Raw genomic sequence first — 16,483 nt, forward strand, 5'->3', positions numbered from 1 at the left:
TCCAAGTGTCACGACCGCGAGCGCGGTCGAAGGTTCGCGCCGGCCGGGACGGCTCGGCCCAGCAGGCGTTCTGTGGTGCTCGCCGCGCGCACGGCGACGTCCCGCTGTGCACGGGCGCGCAGTGCGTCGAGCAGGTCGGCCGGTGCGCACTGCTCCACGAGCAAGGGTCCGCCCGGCACGCCATCGGCGACGGTCGCCTCCGGCATCCCGGGCAGCCAGTCACCGCGGTCCGCGCCCGCGACGTGCCGTTCGACGACGGCCGTGAACCGCGTGCCGGTGCCGGTCCAGTCGAAACACGCCGCCCAGTCGCGGCAGCGGGCGGCGGTGCGCGCCGCGTGCACCGGGTCGGCGAGGTCCGCCAGCGCCCGGTGCAGGACATCGACCACCGGCGCACCGGTGGGAACGTGCCACCCGGTCTCGCCGTGCCGCACCGAGTCACGCAGGCCGGGCACGTCCCGGCAGACGGTCGGCACGCCGTGGGCGGCGGCCTCCAGCACGGCGAGGCCCCAGCCCTCGCCGTCGGACAGCGTGACGTTGAGCCACGCGCGGCCCAGCAGTTCGGATTTCGCCGTCTCGCTGACCCGGCCGTGCACGGTCACCACGTCGCCGTGCGCCGCCGCGAGCGCACGCAGCGCCGCCTCCTCCGGACCGCCGCCGACCACGTGCAGCCGCACGTCCGGGACGCGTGTGCGCAGCTGCGCCACCGCGTCGATCAGGCGGTCGACCCGCTTCTGCGGCACCAGCCTGCCGAGGCAGACGATGGTGGGGGTGGCGTCGCGCGGCGGCAGCCCGTCGGGCGCGGCGCTGTTCCCGTTGGGCACGACGTACACCGGGCCGGTCCAGCGCAGCCGTGCGCGCATGGCCTCCACTGTGGACGGCGAGACGGCGACCGACACCGCGCGCCGGTACACCAGCCGGGCGGCCGGGCCTTCCAGCCACCGCCCGACCGCGGCCAGCCAGGCGGGGAAGTGCACGCCGAACTGGTCGGTGTGCACGTGGTGCACCACCTGGACGACCTGCCTGCCACCGACGGCGAGCGGCGTGAAGAACGGGATGCCGTTCTGGCAGTCGACGACCGCGTCGATCCGCCGTCGCCGCGCCAGCAACCACAGCAGCGCCAACGGGTACACGGTCCACCGCCCGCCGCGCCTGTGCACGGTCACGGGCCCGTCGGAGTCCCTGGCGCGCTGCCCGGTGTCGCGGGCGGTCAGGTAGGTGACGGTGTGGCCGTGCCGGGCCAGCTCGTGCGCGACGCGCGTCGCGTAGGTCTCGGCACCGCCCGCGTGCCGGTGTCCGAGGTCGCGCCAGTTCACCACGACGACGCGCATCTACGCGGCCTCCGGGACGAGCACCGGCGCGGGACGCGGTTCGGTCTCGAGGACGGCGCGGATGCGCTGCAGGTCGGCGAAGCTGCGCAGGCCGTGGCGCAGCGGCGCGAACGTGGACCCGGCGACGTCGATCCACCGCACGGGCACCTCCTCGACGACCGCGCCGAGCCGTTGCAGCCGCGCGAGCACCTCGACGTCGAAGGTGAACCCGGTGGTGCGCAACGGTTCGAACGCGGCAACGGCGAGGTCGCGGGTGAAGAACTTGAAGCCGCACTGGGTGTCGCCGACCCCCGGCACGATGGAACGCGCGGCACGGCGGAACGCCCACGCGCCCAGCTGCCGCAGCACGCTGTGCCGGGCCCGCACGTCCGACCCGGGATGCGCCCGCGACCCGAGCACGACGTCCGACCCGTGCCGCAGCATGCGCAGCACGGACGGCAACGCGTCCACGCTGGCGGCGAGATCGGCGTCGCAGAACCCGACGAACCGTCCGCGCGCCGCGAGCACCCCGGCCCGCACGGCGGCGCCCTTGCCGCGGTCCGGGCAGTGCAGCAGCGTCACGGGAAACCGTTGGTCCCGCACGATCTCCGCGGTGCGATCGGTACTCCCGTTGTCGACGACGATGACCTCGGCGGCCACGTCGCGCAGGGCGAGGCCAAGACCGACCAGGCTACCGGGCAGACGCCGTTCCTCGTTGTACACGGGCACCACGACGGACAGCTCCACACCCGCACGGCGCATCAACGAGCCTCCAACGCTGAGACACAGGTCACACGGACCTGAGGGCGCAACCGTAGATCACCGGGAAGACCGGTAGGGCGAGGAGTTGTGAACGTACGCGGAGTTGCCGGTGTGAGGCCTAGCCGGTGCGGCTGGTCGGACTAACGCGCGTGCATATCGACGGCGCACCGGGACAAGCAACATTGTCCGCCCGCACAACCGGGCTTCCTCGGGTCTCGCGGACCGGATCCGGGGCGCTGTCGTGACCTCCACGATGCCCGGAAAGCGCCCGGCGCGCCACCGCAACCGAGGAAGCTCCCAGCTCCCTCGGCAACGGGGCGCTCCAAGCCCGGCCCGCGAAGCGGGCTGCGCCCGCCCAAGCCGAGCGCAGCTCACCCTCCGGGAGGTCGACGGGATGGCAGGCAGACCCCGGACACCAGTCCCTGCCAAACCAACCCCGGACCAAACCCCCGCCATCCCGGAGACCAGCCCCTCCGGCGAGGAGGCCCGTCCGGCAGGACGCCCTCCGGCGAGGACGCCCGTCCGGCGAGGACACCACCCAGGACGGGGACAACCCCCTGAGGGCACACCAAGCAACACCCTCACTCACACAACCGAACACTCTCCACAGCGAGATACAGCTCAGCGACCCCCTTGGGATCCCCGAGGTCACGCCCCGTCAGCTCCTGCACGCGCCGGATCCGGTACCGCACCGTGTTGGGATGCACGAACAACCGCTCCGCGGCGTCCCGGGCCGAGCCGTGCTCGGCGAACCAGGCGTGCAACGTGCACAGCAGGACGTCACGCTCAGCGGCGGGCAACGCGAGCAGCTCGGCGAGCACGTCCGTGGCGAGTTCACGAGCCAGCTTCGGCGCCCCGGCGACCAGCGTGCTGACCGGCCGCTCGCCGAACCCGATCACCCCGGTCTCCCCCGGCGCGAGACAAGCCCTGGCGATCCGGGCCCGGCTCAGCGCGGCCGGGATCAGCGGCAGACCGGACACGGGCGGGCTGACCCCGACCGCCGCGGCCGTGCCCTCCAGCACGGTGCGCAGGGCACGCAGCTCGGCGGTGCGCCCCACCGCGACCACGCCGACCTCACCGTCCGGCAGCCTGCGCCACACCGAGCGCAGCTTGCCCGACGCCACGACGTGGGACGGCGCCGGGTCCGCGTCGAGGTCCGCGTACACCACCACGAACGGGCCGGTCGTCGGGAGCTGGAGCACGCGGGCGGCGTCCTCGAACTCCTCCGGCTTGGTGAAGCGGCCCTCGATGAGGCCGTCGACGACGGCCAGCCGCGCCTTCTCGTCGTACCGCGCGGACTCGGTGGCCACCTCGGTGTAGGCGTCGGCGATCACGTCGGAGAACGCGTCGATGATCTGCCACACCATGGCGTTGACCGGGATCAGCTGCTCCGGGGTGAGCACGCGCGGCGGGGCGACGCGGTCGATGATGCCCTCGTAGGCGAACGTCCCCGCGAGGCGGAACGCCCGCAGCACGGCCGACAGCGGGATGCCGAGCCGGGCCTGCGCGCGCCCGGTCTTGCGGACGGTCTCGAGGTCGACCTCGCGGGCCTCGATGAACGCGTCGAACGCGCGGGCCAGGTTGACCTCGCAGACCTTGCGCAGCTCACGCGGGGACGTGGCGTCGAGCCTGCGGTAGAACTCGTCCTTCTCACCGAGCAGGCTGGCGAGCTGGTCGGCCAGCTCCGGCAGCCTGTGCAGCTGTCCGCGCACGATCTCGACCAGCTCGGCAGGCAGGGGCACCGTCGGCACCGTCGTCGTTGGGGCGACCATCCGAGCAAGTTACGCCGCCACAACGGATCCCGGTACGGCCACTCGTCGTCTGAACCGATGTAGACGACGGAACGCGAATGGGGCGTGACCCCGCCCGGTCACACCCCATTCGCTGCCCCGGAGCGGGCCAGGTCAGCCGCAGTGTTCGAACGGGCTGGTGTAGGAGCTGCTGCCGACCGAACCGCCCCACCGCACGCAGGTGCCGGGCGCCGACTTGCGCACCGGACCCGCGTAGTAGCCGTAGCTGCCCGAGTCGGTGGTCCTGGTGCCGCCCTGCGGCTCCAGGAACGCCGACACCGCGGTCGCCGTGCCCAGGTTCGTGGACTTGAGCGTGACGACGCAGTTGTAGCCGTTCCCGGAGTTGTACATCAGGTACACCGTGCCACCGGACACGCCGGCCTGGTCGATGGTGCTGTAGCCGCTGCCGCACACCTCGCCCGGCGTGTACGGGTTGCCACCGCCGCCGCAGGCGTTCGTGCTCGTGATGGCCTTCTTCTGGCCGAGCGACACGGTCACGCCCTCGACGGTCGGGCTGGTGTCGATGGCGCCGCCCGACGTGATCTGCTCGTAGTGCAGGTGCGGCGCGTAGTCCCCGCCGGTGCCGCCGACGGTGCCGATCGCGGTGCCCTGGCTGACCGACAGCGACGAGCCGGGGCTGCGCACCATGGTGGCGAGGTGCGCGTACCGGGTCTTCGTGCCGTCGCCGTGGGTGATCACGACGTAGTTGCCGTACGCCATGATGCCGATCTCGCCGTCCAGTGCGAGCGTGGTGTAGAACCGCGCGGTGCCGCCCGCCGTGGCACGGACCGTCTCACCGCCGATCGCGTCGCTGCCGTAGCTCTGCCAGTCGATCGACCCGGACGGGTTGTGCCCGGGCGACCAGTTGTTGGCGTAGAACGTCTTGCCGCAGTTGAACGGGCTCTTGTGGGTGGCCATGATCCCCACGTCGTCCGTGGTGGCCTCGGTGGCCTGTGACGCGGTGGCCGTGAGGGCCACCGCGACCACGGCGGTGACGACCGTGGACAGCCCCTTCACGAGCCAGGACGCACGTGTCCTTGTTGCCATTTCGTATCCCTCGCTATCTCCCGGCGACGTTGTGCAGGTCCGTCGCTCGTGGTCAGCTGCGCTGGTACTTCTCCCACCACGTGAACGCCACGCGGTACGCCTCGGGGGTGTTGTCGGCGGCGTGGTTCGCCAGGCCGTTCTTGCCGTAGTAGTAGTCGTGGACCTGGTTGCGCGCGGGCCGCGACATGTCCGGGTCGGAGATGCCGTTGGCGTGGATGTGGTAGGCGAACCCGTCGGACGGGGTGCGCAGCCACGCGGCGAAGCCGACGGTGCGCAGCGCCTTGACCGTCTGCCAGCGCTGGGTGGTGGTCATGCTGCTGACGCTGATGTCGACCACGCCGCCGCCGTCGTGGGTGCCCGCGGAGTCGGGGTTGGTCGTGTTGTACGAGCCCTGCGTGAGCGTCAGGCTCCAGGACAGCATCGCGTCGGCCGCCCGCAGCATGGTCGCGGTGCGGGTGTTGACGCGCTTGCCGCCGTAGGAGTCGGTGCGGGAGCCGGCCGTGACCACCCGCGTCACGTCGAACCGGCCCGATCCCAGCTCCGTCAGCGACGTGCGGCCCGGCACGCCGTTCGCGTCGAGGCCGGAGAAGCCGAGGCTGCGCTGCCACGCGGCGTACGCGTCGAGCGTCGACGTGCCGTAGTGCCCGTCGACCTGCGCCGACGCGAGCAGCCCCTTGGCCTGCAGCGCCTGCTCGACGGGGAGCACGTGCGGCCCGCAGCCCGAGGTGAGGCCGGTGCCCGCCTTCGGCGGGTCGACCTGGCAGGCCAGCAGCACCAGCTCCATGTCGACGGTCGCCAGCGCGGCGACGGCCGATGCGGTCTGCGTGCCCGCGAACGCGGGCACCGCCAGTGCCGCGCCCGCGGCCATCCCGCGGGTGAGCATCCAGCGCCTCGAGTAGGTGTCCGGTGACTGGTTCATCCCTGTGCTCCGTTCGCCCGTTTCGTGGGCATGCTCACAACCCCGCGTACAAGAGGCGTACAAACGGGGTGCGATCAGCCCGCGGGCGTCAGAGGCGGACGGTGCCGGTCACGCAGGTGACGGTGTCGCCGCCGATCCAGACCGTGCCGTCGGCGTCGGCGGACACGTGGACGCGGCCCGCGCGGCCCAGCGCGGTGCCCTGGCGGGCCACGTACGGTGCGGTCGCCCGGCCGGTGCCGAGCAGCCACTGGGCGAGCGAGGCGTTGAGGCTGCCGGTCACGGGGTCCTCGACGGTCGTGCCGTTGACCGGGAAGAACGCGCGCACCTCGAGCGCTTCGGGCGCCCCGGGCGGGTGCGGGCCCGCCACGCCCAGGTACAGGTCTTCGGCGTGCCCCGGCCGCACGGCCAGCACCGCGTCGGCGTCGGCCAGCAGCACGGCGATCCAGCCGGGACCGTTGTCCGCCCAGCGCACGTCGACGATCCCGTCCCGGCCGACACCCAGCACGTCCGCGATCCGGGCCACGAGCGGCTCCTCGACCGGGCCGGACCGGATCAGCGGCGGCGCGGCGAACGCGAGCCTGCCGCCTGCGCGCCGGATCGTCACCAGCCCGGCGCCGCACTCCTGGACGACCGTGTCGCCCGCCGGCCCGGTCGCGGCCGACAGCCACGCGTGGCAGGTGCCCAGCGTCGGGTGCCCCGCGAAGGGCAGCTCGGTGGTCGGGGTGAAGATGCGGACCGCGTAGTCGGCGGCGGGCGACGCGGGCGGCAGCACGAACGTCGTCTCCGACAGGTTCGTCCACCGCGCGAACCGCTGCATGTCCGCTGTGGACAGCCCCTGCCCGTCGAGCACGACGGCGACCGGGTTGCCGAGGTACGGGGTGTCCGTGAAGACGTCGACCTGCTGGAACTCGCGCATGGCGCCAGCCTAGTGTCGCCGGCGGGCGCACGGCCCCGGCGCCGCGGTGGCTCCCCGGGGCGGCGAGGGAAACGCCCCGGGGAACCCGCATCGCCGGTCAGGGGCGGTTGGCGTCGGGGATCTCGATGCTGATCGGGCGTGCCTCGGACAGGAACAGCAGCGCTGCCTTGCGGAGGAACTCGTCGAAGAGCCAGTAGGCCTCCGGCGCGAGCGGGAAGGGCAGCAGGCCTTCCCGGACCGCGATGAACGGTCCCCACGCGACGCGCAGCAGCTGGTCCCAGACGGGTTCCCTGGGGATTCGCAGCCAGCTCGCGATCTGGTCGCCGAGCATGAACCGGGTGAACGCGCCGAGGATCGGCTTGGACAGGATGCCCGCGTCGACCGGCTCGCCGAGGCTCAGCAGGATGTCGGCGAGGTTGATGCCTTCCGGGGTGGGCGCGAGGATCGGGTCGAGCACCTGCTTGGCCTGGGCGTTGGCCGCCGACCAGGACGCGGGGATGTACTCGTCCATGATGCCGAGCATGTGGGCGCCGACCTGCCACGAGTGCAGGAAGGCGGTCGACTCGGCGGCGGGGATCGGCACCTTCCACGCGGTCAGCTTCTGCATGACCGTGGTCGGCAGGCTGTGCCACGTGACCATCATGTCGGCCTGGCTGATGGGGATCTGCTCGTCGGCGACCGCGTCCCAGCGCGGTGACTGCGGCAGCAGGTGCCGCACGGCCGCGTGCACGAGGCGCGTCTTCACGCACGTCACGATCATCTCGCCGTCGGGCGCGTAGGCGTTGCGGGTGCCGATGTCGTAGCCGAGCTTGGCGGTCTTGGAGATGCGGTCCTTCATGTCCGCGCCGCCCTGCGAGTAGTAGACCGCGCGTGCCTCCTTGGGGATGACCGTGCTCATCATGCCGCTGGCCAGGCCGTAGAGGACGCCGAGGTAGAGCCCGCGCTTCTGGTTGAACTCGAACGCGAGGTTCAGTTTGCCCTGGTCCGCCCAGGACGGCAGCCTGCGTGCCTCCTCCATGAAGTCCCGCAGGTCCGCGGGCAGGCCGGTGGGCAGTGGCTGGCCGTTCTTGGTCCAGGTCCGCAACAGTTCGTTGACCCGCGGCACGTCACCGCGGTCGATGATCGCCGCGACGAGCGGGTCGGCCACCGGGTCCCACACCCACCGCGGGTCGGTGCCCGCGCCCGTGCCCGCCACGGAGCCGGCGGCCGACCACGTCCACGGCACCGCGTTCGCGGGGGTGGCCATGCTGAGCGCACCGATCGCGCCCAACGCGCCGCCCACCTTCAACACGTTGCGCCTGCTGAGCTTGTCCATGCTTCGTCGCTCCTCCTCGTCGAGGCCGAGAGCACTTCCTGGTACGATGAAACGCAATGTGATTCTGCGTATCATCATGAGAGCACAGCGGGTAGGTCATCACAAGACCCAACGTGGTTGCGGCAGAATCGACCGCAGGAGGTGACCGTGGAACCCGCACCGTCCGCTTCGTTGCTGGAACGCGCGTACATCGATGCCGTCGAACGGGTCGACGACATGGACGAGACCCGTGCGCGGATACTCGACGCCGCGTACGACCAGTTCTGCCGCACGGGCATCCAACGGTCCACAATGGAGGACGTGGCCCGCAGGGCAGGCGTCTCGCGGATCACCGTGTACCGGCGGTTCGCCACCAAGGACGCGCTGGTCGAGCACGTGGTGCGGCGCGAGTTCCGGCGGTACTTCGACCAGTTCCTCGTCGAGATCGAACAGGCCGGGACCGCCGCCGACCGGGTGGTGCTCGGGTTCGTCAGCTCGCTGCGCGCGATCCGGCGCAACCCGCTGATCGGCGGGTTGCTCGACGTCGAGCCGGACCTGCTGGTGCCGTCGATGATCAGCGACGGCGGGCACACGCTGGCGACCGTGCGGCGGTTCGTCGCGGGGCAGTTGCGGCGGGAGCAGGGTGCCGGGAACGTGCCCGCCGAGCTGGACACCGAACTGGTGGCGGAGCTGATGGTGCGGCTGTCCGCGTCGTTCCTCGCCATCCCCAGCCAGGTCGTCGACCTCGACGACGAGGAACAGCTGGCCGACGTGGCCCGGCGGTTCCTCGTGCCGATGCTCGGTGTGTGACGCCGCTACCGCATCGCGGCGGCTCCGGTTCTGATCGCCGCGCGGATGCGGGGGTACGTGCCGCAGCGGCAGATGTTGCGCAGCCCGTCGAGGTCGGCGTCCGTGATCTCCCTGCCCTCCGCCGCCACCTCCTCCACCAGCGCGACCGCCGCCATGATCTGGCCCGGCTGGCAGTAACCGCACTGGGCCACGTCGTGGGCCAGCCACGCCTCCTGCATGGGGTGCAGTTCCTTGCCCACCGTCGCCGGGAGGCCCTCGATCGTCGTCACCTCGTCGGCCGGTTCCAGGTCGCCGACCGGGATCGCGCACGGGTTGACCGCCTTGCCGTTGACGTGGCTCGTGCACGCCTTGCACACGGCGATCCCGCAGCCGTACTTCGGGCCGGTGATGCCGAGGACGTCCCGCAGCACCCACAGCAGGCGCACGTCGTCCGCCACGTTCACGGTCACCTGCCTGCCGTTCACGCGAAAAGTGTGTTCTGGCAACGGGTTCTCCCTCAGCGACGCAGACCGTCCACAGGGGACGCTGGGATGGGCGGCACCGTCGGTTTCGGGGTGAACGACAGCGTGCCGTGGTTGATCGGGAAGCTCGTCGGCATGGTGCCGGTCGCGCGGCCGTACGCGCACGCCACCGCGGCCATCGACGCCGCGACGCCCAGCTCCCCCGCACCGCCGGGGGTTTCCGACGTGCTGGGCATGACGATGACGCGCAGGTCCGGGGGCGTGTTCCACTGACGGGTGTAGAAGTAGTTGTCCCAGCTGGCTTCCAGGAAGTACCCGTCCCGCAGGTGCAGGCTGGACGTGAGCGCCAGGGCGATGCCGTCGCAGACACCGCCCATCATCTGCGCCTCGAGTCCCCTCGGGTTGATCGCCAGGCCGACGTCCACGGCGAAGACCACCTTCGTCACCCGGGGCCCGGCGACACCGTCGCGGATGGGACGGCCGACCGTCTCCGGGCGGCAGTCGATCTCCACCAGCGCCGCGCTCACCGCCTTGTACTCGGCGTGGAACGCGATGCCCTGCGCGGTGCCCGCCTGCATCGCGCGGCCCCACCGGCCCACCTCGGCGACCTTGTCCAGCACCGCACGCGAACGGGCGTCCCGCAGACGCGCCTGGCGGAAGCGGTACGGGTCCTTGCCCATCCGGCTCGCCACCCGGTCGACGACCAGCTCCCGCGCGCACGTGACGTCCGGTGAGTAGACGTTGCGCATGCTGCCCGTGTTGAAGCCCTTGTCGGTCTCCGACAGCAACCGCGTGTGCAGGCCGAAGTCGTACGACATCGTCTGGCTCAGCTGGAAGAACGTCTCGGCGAACCCGATGTCGCCCACCGGCAGCCGCGCGGCCAGTGCCGTGATGACCTCGCCGAGGCCGTGGCCGAGGTCGGTGCTGACGCTGGTGTGCCGCTGGTGGTAGCTCAGCACCGTGTCACCCAGGTACGACACGCGCACCCGGGACGTCGCCATCGGGTGCGTGCGGCCCTGGCGGGAGTCGTCGGCGCGGTGCCACATCAGCTTCACCGGCTTGCCGACCTTCTGCGACACCTCCGCCGCCTCCAGCGCGGCGTCGAAGAACAGTTTGCGGCCGAAGGAGCCGCCGCCCTCGACGACGTGCACGGTCACCCGGGACGGCGGCAGACCGAGCTTGGCCGCGATGGTCTGCTGCGCGACGATCGGCGACTTCAGCGACGACCAGATCTCGGCGCGGTCGGCGCGGACGTCGGCGACCGCGCAGTTCGGTTCCAGCGCGCTGTTGCTCCGGAAGTGGAACGTGAACTTGGCTTCCACGTTCGGCGCCGGGGCCGGGAGCCCGAGCGGCAGCTCCGCGCGCTCGAGCTCCCGGAGCACGGTGTCGTCGGACTTCCCTTCCGCGGTACCGGGTTGCCACGACACGCGCAGTGCCCGCACCGCGTCGATGCACTGGCCGAACGTGGCCGCCCGCACCGCGACCCCGGTCGAGATCACCACGACGTCGGTGACCCCGGGCATGGCGCGGACCTCGGGGAGGTTGGCGACCGAACCGACCGTGCCGTTGATGGTCGGCGGGCGGCACACCATGGCCGGCAGCGCGCCCGGCACGTCGAGGTCCATCGCGAACTTCTTGCGCCCGGTCACGGCGGCCAGCGCGTCGACCCGGTCGTGCGGCCTGCCGATGACGGTGAAGCTCTCGCGGGCCGCCAGCTCCACCGGCACCCGGCGGGTCTCGGCGCTCGCGGCCGCCGTGGCGAGCGCGCCGATGTCGGCGCTCCGGCCGGACCGGTCGGTGACCACCCCGTCCGCCAGCGTCAGGTCGGCGGTGCCGAGCCGCTCCGCCGCGGCGGCCAGCAGCCGCTGCCGGGCGATGGCGGCGGCCACCCGGATCGGTGCGTAGGTCGCGATGGTCGTGTTCGACGCGCCGGTGAGCTGGTTGAACAGCAGCTCCGGCCGGGCGTCGGCCAGCGTGACCCGCACCCGGTCCACCGGCACGGACAGCTCCTCCGCGATCAGCATGGCCGTCGACGTGGTGATGCCCTGCCCCACCTCGGCCCTGGGCAGCGCGAACGACACCGTGCCGTCCTGGCCGACCTCGACCGCGATCAGCCCCGAGGTCGGCAGCGCCGCCAGGGTCATCAGGTCGTTGAGGTCGACGATCTCGGTGATGTCCGGCGACGGCAGCCCCGGCTCGGCCGCCGCCGTCCCCGCCAGGCCGAGTTCCGCCGCGGTGACCAGGGTCGGCGCGGCCAGGACGTACCCGAGGAACCGCCTGCGCCCGAACGTCTCGTCCATGTCCGCTCAGCCCGGCCGGTTGCCCGTCGGGATGACGATCTTCGTTTCCCGGCCCTTGGTCAGGAAGAAGAGGATGTACTGCCGCAGCGCCTCGTCGATGGTCCACGCGATCTCCGGCACCAGCGGCAGCGGGATGAGGCCCTCGCGGAACTTCACCAGGATCGGCCACACCGTCTCGATCGTCTTCTCCCAGAACGGCTCGCGCGGGATCCGGTCCCACTCGGCGATCTGGTCGTCGACGAGGAACCGGGCGAGCGCGTCGCACAGCGGCCTGCTGATGCTGCCCGGGCTGGTCTGCTCGGCGAGCTGGCCGAGCAGGATGTCGGTCAGCTCAACGCCTTCCGGCGTCGGCCCCATGTTCCTGGGCAGGACCTGGTCCGACTGGGCGTACGCCGCGGTCCAGTCCGCGGGGATGTACTCGTCCCTGATCCCCAGCATGTGCGCGGTGACCTGCCACGAGTGCAGGTACGACGCGGAGTCTGCGGTGCCCATGGGGACCTGCCACTCGAGTATCTTGCGCATCGCGTACGTCGGCAGCGTGTGCCACGTGACGAGCATGTCCTCCTGGCTGATCGGGACGTCCCCCGACCAGTGCGGCGACTGCGGCAGCAGGTGCCGGACCGCGGCGTGCACCAGCCGCGTCTTCACGGCGTTGACCATGCAGTTGCCGTCCGGCCGGTACGCGTTCAGCGCGCCGACGGCGAACCCGAGGATGCTCGTCTTCGCGACCCGGTCCTCCATGTCCGCGCCACCGGCCGAGTAGTAGACCGAGCGCGCCTCCTTGGGGATCGCGGTGCTCAGCATGCCGCCGCCGACACCGTTGAGCAGGTTCAGGTACAGGCCGCGCCGCTTGTTGAAGTCGGCGGCGCGCTCCAGCTTGGTGCGGTCGGCCCACGACGGCAGCTGCCGCGCCTTCTCGATGAACGCGTGGAGGTCCGCGGGCAACCCGTCGGGCAGCGGCTGGTCGTTGCGGTTCCAGTCCCACAACAGCTGGTTGACCAGGGGCACCTGGCCACGCTCGAACAACGCGGCGACGACCGGGTCGGCCTCCTCGTCCCACACCCACCGCGGATCGGCGCCCGCGCCCGTGCCCGCCACCGAGCCGCTGGGCGCCCAGGCCCACTCGGTCGCGGCACGGGCGTTCGCCGGGGTCGCCATGCCCAGCGCACCGAGCGCGCCAAGCACGCCACCCGACAACAACATCTTGCGCCTGCTCAGCTCCGCCATGCCCTGAACTCCTCCTCGAGCCAGAAGATATGATGATACGTACCACGTACCTTTGTATCTCCGCAAGGATGCGAGGACTCTCGGTGACGTCGGCGGGCCCGCCTACGGGGTGCGCGGGATCGTGAAGTACGACAGGGCGGCCGAGACAGCCGCGATCGCGCCCAGCACGAGGAACGTCGTGGCGTAGCCGTCGAGCAGTTCGGCGAGCGCGGCACCCGCGAACGGGGCGAGCGCCATGGTGATGGTCATGGGCGCGGACAAGAGCCCGGTGAGGTGCCCGTAGTACCGCCGCCCCCAGCGGTCGGTGACGGCCGTCGCCTGCACGAGCGTGAACACCCCGCGCGCCATCCCCGCCGCGATCGCCCCGGCGACCAGCAGGAACGCCGTCGTCAGGACGCCGAGCAGCGCCGTGGTCGCGGCCATGGCGGCCAGGATCGCCACCGTGCGGGTGCGGACGCTGGTGCGGCGGACGATGGCGGCGTACCCGATGCGCCCCGCGACCTGCCCCGCGCCACCCAGCCCGAGCGCGAGCGCCGCGAGCTGCGTCGACACACCGCGCTCCCGCAGCAGCGGCACCAGCGCGATGATCGCGGCGTACGTGGCGAGCGCCGACAGGCTCAGCGCCACCGCGAGCAGCACGAACGACCGGCTGCGTGCGACGTGCGCCGGGTGCGTGTCGGCCTGCCCGTCCGCCACCGGCGGGCGCGGCGGCCACGGGAGGCGCAGCCCGAACCAGTGCGCGGGCACGGTGACGACGGCGAAGACCGCGGCGAGCACGAGGTAGGTCCGGCGCCAGTCCACGTGCTCCGCGAGCGCGGCGGTCAGCGGCGCGAACACCGTGCTGGCCAGGCCGCCCGCGAGGGTGACGATGGTCAGCGCGCGCACCGGGTCGGGCCCGTAGTAGCGCGTGAGCGCCGCGAACGCGGGCGGGTACAGCACCGCACCCATCGCCGCGCCCGCCAGCACCCAGCCCGCGAAGAACCACGCCAGGTCGCCCGCGGTCGCGACCAGCACCACCGCGGGCGCGCCGGCCAGCGACCCGGCGGTCATCACCCCGCGCGGGCCGCGCCGGTCGATCCATCGCCCCACCGGGACCCCCGCCACCGCCGCGACCAGCTGGCTGACCGTCAGCGCGGCGGTGATGGCCGGGGCCGACCAGCCCGTCGCGGCGGTGATGTCGCCCGCCAGCACCGGGAACGCGTAGTAGAGGACGCCCCAGCTGGTGATCTGCGTGGCGCACAGGGCGGCGAGCGCCACCCGCCGCCCCGCGTGCGGCTCCGCCGCGGTCGCCGTCACCGCGTCCGCGGCGCGGACAGCGTCAGCACCTCCGGCTCGGCGGGCGCGCCACAGCAACCGCCGCCCTGCCCCCGGGCCGGCTCGTCGAACAGCCCGGCGCCACCGCAGACCCCGGTCTCCGGCAGCACCAGCTCCACCCGCTCGGCGGCCGCGCGGTCCCCGGCGAGCGCGGCGGCGATCGAGCGGACCTGCTCGTAGCCGGTCATCGCGAGGAACGTGGGTGCGCGGCCGTAGCTCTTCATACCGGCAAGGTAGAAGGCGGGCTCGGGGTGCGACAACTCCTTGACACCGTGCGGGTACACGGTCCCGCACGAGTGGACGTTCGGGTCGATCAGCGGCGCCAGCGCGACCGGCGCCTGCAGCGTCGCGTCCAGTTCCAGCCGCAGCTCCGACAGCCACGACAGATCCGGGCGGAACCCGGTCAGCACCACCACCTCGTCCACATCGGACACCCGCGATCCGTTGTCCGCCACCAGGTCCCGGCCCTCGATCCGTTCCGTGCGGAACCCGGTCACCACCGCGATCCGGCCCGCGTCGACGGCCGCCCGCGCCCGCTGGCCGAGCGCGCCGCGCGCGGGGAGCTGGTCCGCGTCGCCGCCGCCGAACGTGGCGCCGACCGCGCCGCGGCGCAGCAGCCAGGTGATGCGGGTCCCGGGCACCTCTTCGGCGAGACCGTCGAACGCGACGAGGGCGGTCAGCGCCGAGTGGCCGCTGCCCGCGACGACCACGTGCCTGCCCGCGTACCGCGCGCGGACGGCGTCGTCGGCCAGGTCCGGGACGCGGTAGGCGATCCGGTCGGCCGCCGCGCGTTCCCCCGCCGCGGGCAGGCCGTCGCCGCCCAGCGGGTTCGGGTCGCGCCAGGTGCCGGACGCGTCGACCACCGCGCGCGCCGTGATCCGCTCCTCACGTCCGTCGGCGGTGCGGACGTGCACGGTGAACGGCTCGGTGTCGCGGCCCGCGTCGACCACCCGGTCCCGGCCGCGCCGGGCGACACCGACGACCTCGGCACCGAACCGGACCCGCTCACCGAGGGCCGCGGCGAGCGGGCGCAGGTAGTCCGCTGCCCACTCCGCACCCGTCGGGTACCCGTCGTCCGGCGGCCGCCGCCACCCCGTGCCGGCCAGCAGGCGGCCCGCGGCCGGCGCGACGAGCTCGGCCCACCGCGAGAACAGCCGCACGTGGTGCCACTCCGCGACCGCGGCGCCGGCCCGGTCCGCCTTCTCCAGCACCACCGGCGCGAGCCCGCGCTCCACCAGCTCCGCCGCCGCGGCCAGGCCCACCGGCCCGGCGCCGACCACCACCACGGGCAGTTCCGACATGACCCCTCCGTTCATCGACAACGATCGATGGAGACAGTATCGACCGACATCGATGAACACAACCATCGACCCGGATCGATGATTTGACCGGTCATCGATCCACGTCGATACTCGCGGCATGACCGCCACGCTCACCCCGGTGCTGCCCGAGCGGGAGGCCGCGACCTACGCCGAGTGGTTCGCGAGCCTCGCCGAGCCGACCCGCGTGCGGTTGCTGCACGCCGTCGCCACCACCCCGGGCGGCCTGACCGTCGGCGGGCTCGCCGAGTTGCTGGGCATCAGCCAGTCCACGTGCTCGCACCACGTCCGCAAGCTCGCCGACGTCGGTTTTCTCAAGCCGCACAAGGAAGGCACGAGCACCCGCGTCGTCGTCAACGAGGCCTGCTGCGCCGGTCTCCCCCACGCCGCGGACGCGGTGATGGGCCTGCTCGCGCCCCGGCCGTGCTGCCCGCCGGAGGTGCCGGGCGACGTCACCGTGCGCGCCATGGCCGCCGGTGACTGGACGGCCGTCCGCCGCGTCCACGGCGAGGGCATCGCGACCGGGGTCGCCACGTTCGAGACGGCCGTACCGTCGCGGGCGTCGCTGGACGCCAGGTGGCTGCCCGGACACCGCTGGGTCGCCGAAGTCGACGGCGAGGTGGTCGGCTGGACCGCGCTGTCGCCCGTGTCCACGCGCGAGCACTACGCGGGCGTCGCCGAGAGCGCCGTGTACGTCGGCGACGGCCACCGGGGCCGCGGCGTCGGCAAGGCGCTGATCCGGCAGCAGGTCATCGCGGCCGACGAGGCCGGGCTGTGGACGCTGCAGGCGGCGATCCTCACGGAGAACCGCGCGGCGATCGCGCTGCACCACGCCGCAGGCTACCGCACCGTCGGCGTCCGGGAACGCATCGCGCAGGTCGGCGGCACGTGGCACGACACCGTGCTCCTCGAACGCCGCGCGGACGCCGTCAGCCGAGGCTGAACGCGACCGGCGCCGTCGCCGGCGGACCATCAGGACGGCGACACGCGCGGCAACCGCTGGGACGCGGGGGCCGG

The 16,483-nt window shown here is 72.7% G+C and carries 14 protein-coding genes; 2 read left to right on the plus strand and 12 right to left on the minus strand.

What is annotated here, in order from left to right:
* Nucleotides 1-8: 8 nt before the first annotated feature.
* From ACYQ77_RS17210 to ACYQ77_RS17240, 7 genes are all read right to left on the minus strand, one after another.
* Nucleotides 9-1,328, minus strand: coding sequence for a glycosyltransferase family 4 protein (locus ACYQ77_RS17210; RefSeq protein WP_459712409.1), 1,320 nt, complete (start codon nt 1,326-1,328; stop codon nt 9-11).
* The gene (locus ACYQ77_RS17215; RefSeq protein ID WP_459712411.1) at nt 1,329-2,069 is read right to left on the minus strand and encodes a dolichyl-phosphate beta-glucosyltransferase; all 741 of its coding nucleotides are present in this window, start codon (nt 2,067-2,069) and stop codon (nt 1,329-1,331) included.
* Nucleotides 2,070-2,650: 581 nt separating this feature from the next.
* Nucleotides 2,651-3,841 (minus strand): PucR family transcriptional regulator, encoded by a 1,191-nt coding sequence (locus ACYQ77_RS17220; protein ID WP_459712413.1) that lies wholly within the window; start codon nt 3,839-3,841, stop codon nt 2,651-2,653.
* A 132-nt stretch (nt 3,842-3,973) separates the two neighbouring features.
* Nucleotides 3,974-4,906 (minus strand): M23 family metallopeptidase, encoded by a 933-nt coding sequence (locus ACYQ77_RS17225; protein ID WP_459712415.1) that lies wholly within the window; start codon nt 4,904-4,906, stop codon nt 3,974-3,976.
* Between the two features lie 52 nt (nt 4,907-4,958).
* Complete coding sequence (locus ACYQ77_RS17230) at nt 4,959-5,825, minus strand: peptidoglycan-binding domain-containing protein (RefSeq protein ID WP_459712417.1); 867 nt, start codon at nt 5,823-5,825, stop codon at nt 4,959-4,961.
* 88 nt (nt 5,826-5,913) lie between these two features.
* A complete protein-coding gene (locus ACYQ77_RS17235) occupies nt 5,914-6,741 on the minus strand; it encodes a PhzF family phenazine biosynthesis protein (protein WP_459712419.1) in 828 nt (275 codons plus the stop codon).
* Between the two features lie 97 nt (nt 6,742-6,838).
* Nucleotides 6,839-8,056, minus strand: a complete 1,218-nt coding sequence (locus ACYQ77_RS17240; protein WP_459712421.1) for an oxygenase MpaB family protein — start codon at nt 8,054-8,056, stop codon at nt 6,839-6,841.
* Nucleotides 8,057-8,272: 216 nt separating this feature from the next.
* Between ACYQ77_RS17240 and ACYQ77_RS17245 the strand changes: the two genes are divergently transcribed.
* Entirely contained in the window at nt 8,273-8,845 is a 573-nt protein-coding gene (locus ACYQ77_RS17245; RefSeq protein WP_459712964.1) for a TetR/AcrR family transcriptional regulator, read from the plus strand.
* Between the two features lie 5 nt (nt 8,846-8,850).
* Here the strand turns inward: ACYQ77_RS17245 and ACYQ77_RS17250 are convergent, their stop codons facing one another.
* The 5 genes from ACYQ77_RS17250 to ACYQ77_RS17270 all read right to left on the minus strand — a co-directional run bounded on the left by ACYQ77_RS17250 (nt 8,851) and on the right by ACYQ77_RS17270 (nt 15,448).
* On the minus strand, nt 8,851-9,330 hold the full coding sequence (locus tag ACYQ77_RS17250; protein WP_459712423.1) for a (2Fe-2S)-binding protein: 480 nt from the start codon (nt 9,328-9,330) through the stop codon (nt 8,851-8,853).
* An 11-nt stretch (nt 9,331-9,341) separates the two neighbouring features.
* Nucleotides 9,342-11,606 carry a molybdopterin cofactor-binding domain-containing protein gene (locus ACYQ77_RS17255; protein WP_459712425.1) on the minus strand — a complete coding sequence of 755 codons (2,265 nt, stop codon included), beginning with the start codon at nt 11,604-11,606 and terminating at the stop codon, nt 9,342-9,344.
* 6 nt (nt 11,607-11,612) lie between these two features.
* Nucleotides 11,613-12,833, minus strand: a complete 1,221-nt coding sequence (locus tag ACYQ77_RS17260) for an oxygenase MpaB family protein (protein WP_459712427.1) — start codon at nt 12,831-12,833, stop codon at nt 11,613-11,615.
* Between the two features lie 102 nt (nt 12,834-12,935).
* Complete coding sequence (locus tag ACYQ77_RS17265) at nt 12,936-14,129, minus strand: MFS transporter (RefSeq protein ID WP_459712429.1); 1,194 nt, start codon at nt 14,127-14,129, stop codon at nt 12,936-12,938.
* Nucleotides 14,126-15,448, minus strand: a complete 1,323-nt coding sequence (locus ACYQ77_RS17270; RefSeq protein WP_459712431.1) for an NAD(P)-binding domain-containing protein — start codon at nt 15,446-15,448, stop codon at nt 14,126-14,128. The genes ACYQ77_RS17265 and ACYQ77_RS17270 overlap by 4 nt, the downstream gene beginning before the upstream one ends.
* A gap of 118 nt (nt 15,449-15,566) precedes the next feature.
* Between ACYQ77_RS17270 and ACYQ77_RS17275 the strand changes: the two genes are divergently transcribed.
* Nucleotides 15,567-16,409, plus strand: coding sequence for a helix-turn-helix domain-containing GNAT family N-acetyltransferase (locus ACYQ77_RS17275; RefSeq protein WP_459712433.1), 843 nt, complete (start codon nt 15,567-15,569; stop codon nt 16,407-16,409).
* Nucleotides 16,410-16,483: the final 74 nt, after the last annotated feature.

It is taken from the genome of Actinophytocola sp. KF-1 (assembly GCF_054661535.1).

What these genes read in the sequence shown, in the direction of transcription:
- ACYQ77_RS17210 (WP_459712409.1), bottom strand. Translation starts at nt 1,328, where the DNA reads ATGCGCGTCGTCGTGGTGAACTGGCGCGACCTCGGACACCGGCACGCG.
- ACYQ77_RS17215 (WP_459712411.1), bottom strand. Translation starts at nt 2,069, where the DNA reads ATGCGCCGTGCGGGTGTGGAGCTGTCCGTCGTGGTGCCCGTGTACAAC.
- ACYQ77_RS17220 (WP_459712413.1), bottom strand. Translation starts at nt 3,841, where the DNA reads ATGGTCGCCCCAACGACGACGGTGCCGACGGTGCCCCTGCCTGCCGAG.
- ACYQ77_RS17225 (WP_459712415.1), bottom strand. Translation starts at nt 4,906, where the DNA reads ATGGCAACAAGGACACGTGCGTCCTGGCTCGTGAAGGGGCTGTCCACG.
- ACYQ77_RS17230 (WP_459712417.1), bottom strand. Translation starts at nt 5,825, where the DNA reads ATGAACCAGTCACCGGACACCTACTCGAGGCGCTGGATGCTCACCCGC.
- ACYQ77_RS17235 (WP_459712419.1), bottom strand. Translation starts at nt 6,741, where the DNA reads ATGCGCGAGTTCCAGCAGGTCGACGTCTTCACGGACACCCCGTACCTC.
- ACYQ77_RS17240 (WP_459712421.1), bottom strand. Translation starts at nt 8,056, where the DNA reads ATGGACAAGCTCAGCAGGCGCAACGTGTTGAAGGTGGGCGGCGCGTTG.
- ACYQ77_RS17245 (WP_459712964.1), top strand. Translation starts at nt 8,273, where the DNA reads ATGGACGAGACCCGTGCGCGGATACTCGACGCCGCGTACGACCAGTTC.
- ACYQ77_RS17255 (WP_459712425.1), bottom strand. Translation starts at nt 11,606, where the DNA reads ATGGACGAGACGTTCGGGCGCAGGCGGTTCCTCGGGTACGTCCTGGCC.
- ACYQ77_RS17260 (WP_459712427.1), bottom strand. Translation starts at nt 12,833, where the DNA reads ATGGCGGAGCTGAGCAGGCGCAAGATGTTGTTGTCGGGTGGCGTGCTT.
- ACYQ77_RS17270 (WP_459712431.1), bottom strand. Translation starts at nt 15,448, where the DNA reads ATGTCGGAACTGCCCGTGGTGGTGGTCGGCGCCGGGCCGGTGGGCCTG.
- ACYQ77_RS17275 (WP_459712433.1), top strand. Translation starts at nt 15,567, where the DNA reads ATGACCGCCACGCTCACCCCGGTGCTGCCCGAGCGGGAGGCCGCGACC.